Annotated in this window: 2 protein-coding genes; one reads left to right on the forward strand and one right to left on the reverse strand. The window is 67.9% G+C overall.

Annotated elements, in window-relative coordinates; all coding sequences use genetic code 11:
- Positions 1-104: 104 nt before the first annotated feature.
- A complete protein-coding gene (locus ACHUEU_RS16435; RefSeq protein WP_394217160.1) occupies positions 105-1,145 on the forward strand; it encodes an MGMT family protein in 1,041 nt (346 codons plus the stop codon).
- 303 nt (positions 1,146-1,448) lie between these two features.
- On the opposite strand, the gene ACHUEU_RS16440 is transcribed toward ACHUEU_RS16435, so the two are convergent.
- Positions 1,449-1,715, reverse strand: coding sequence for a hypothetical protein (locus tag ACHUEU_RS16440; protein ID WP_394217161.1), 267 nt, complete (start codon positions 1,713-1,715; stop codon positions 1,449-1,451).
- Positions 1,716-1,818 lie beyond the last annotated feature (103 nt).

Genomic DNA, 1,818 nt, shown 5'->3' on the forward strand with positions numbered 1-1,818 from the left:
ACGAGCGCGCCTACACCGCTAAGCTAGCGCTCGCGGCGTAAAAAACCCCCGTGTCCACGAACCGGGGGTAGGCCCCGGCCTCCCGCTTCACCGAACCTGACCTGGTGACTTACCACGCGCGGTTCCTCTCCAGCCGCGGTGAGCAGGCCGTCTCCGAGGACGAAGCCCGCACCCGGCTCCTGGAGCACGCCGGCGAGCTGGACCCCGACCAGCTGCGACAGCCACGGATCGTCCTGGTCGCCGGGGCCTTCATGCCATCCACCAGCGCGACCGCCGTCTGGCTCTCCGAGATGGGCCTCGACATCACGCTCCAGCGCGTCCAGGCGTACCGCACGAGCGAGGAGAAGGTCATCGTGACCGTCTCGCAGCTGTTCCCCGTTCCCGACGTGGAGGACTTCACCATCTCCCCGCAACGGGCCGAGGTCGCTGCCACGCAGACCCGCCGGCGCGGCAAGCGAGAGCAGTCCACCGTGGTCCGGCTCGCCCGGGCAGGCACCATCCCGGACGGCACCGTCCTGACAATGCAGCCGGTGCAGATCGACACCGAGGCACAGGAGTCGATCAAGGAATGGATCGCCGAGGACCCGAGCCGTGGCCGGGCTGCCTGGTCGAACACCGCCCGCCACCCGCTGCGCTGGGAGCACGACGGTCAGGACTACCGGCCCTCGGCCATTGCTCAGACTGCCCTGCGTGAGGCTACAGGGATCGAGCGCAGCCTCCGGGGTCCGTCATGGTGGTTCACTCCGGAGGGCCAGTCCCTCACCGAGGTGGCCGGTGAGACCCCGCAAGCCGGGTTCGACTGGGGCGGGCTGCATACCATCCTCAACGCCATGCCAGCCGGTCGGTGGACGACCTACGGGGCCCTGGCCGACGTGGTGGGGACCGCCGCGCAGCCGCTCGGCGGGCACGTCACCAGTTGCCCCGACTGCGTCAACGCCTTCCGAGTGCTCGACTCGAGTGGCCGCACCCGCGCCGGCTTCCGATGGACCGACGAGACCGACCAGCGGACCCAGCAGCAGGCATTGGAGGCCGACGGTGTCACGTTCCTGGGTGACCGGGCCGACGTCGTCCAGCGGCTTTCCGCGGACGAGCTGAGTGCCCTGGCCGGCGAACGCGATCCGGGGCCTGCACTGCGACGGCTGTGAACACCTGGATCTGCTCAGCGGCGGGTCGATGGCCACGTCACCGTCATGGGTAAGACCCGCACGACTCGCCGTGCCGGGCGGCCTACCGAGCAGGAGCACATCACCCCCCGCCCGGGCCGCTGGGGTCATCGCGGATTTCGCCCCCGATCGACGCTGACACCGCTCGGCTGCTCGAACTGGTGCACAGCGCCACGAAAGGGCCGGAGTCGGGACCGTAAAGGTTGCGGTGCCCGTCGCCTCGACGCTCACGTCAGTCAGCAGACTCGTGCGGGACCAGAAGTTCGGGCGCTTCCAGCCCGGCGATCAGGTCGTCTCGTGGCCGTCGGCAAGGAGGGGCAGAATGTGTTCTCGGATGAGTTGTCTCGACTTCGCGGAGTCGGAGACCTTGGTCAGGGTCTGACGGTAGGACGTGGGAAGCGTGATCGGTGACGTCCTGAAATCGCGGATCCACTCCACTCCCACTCGATGCCCGTCGGTCGACGGTTCGGTGACCCGGCCGATCGCCTTGACGAGGATCGTGGTGAAGTCGCTGTTCATCTGTTTGGCGATGAGTACATCACCGATTTCCATGAGCTCCAGATTCGGGAGCTGTCTCTGACCGGGGTTCCGCAGAATTGGGTGCGGCTAGAGGCATGGATGTGCGCGCTGATCTGCGGTAACACCCTCTGCGGCG

It is taken from the genome of Brachybacterium vulturis (assembly GCF_043641765.1).
Classification (GTDB): Bacteria; Actinomycetota; Actinomycetes; order Actinomycetales; family Dermabacteraceae; genus Brachybacterium; species Brachybacterium vulturis_A.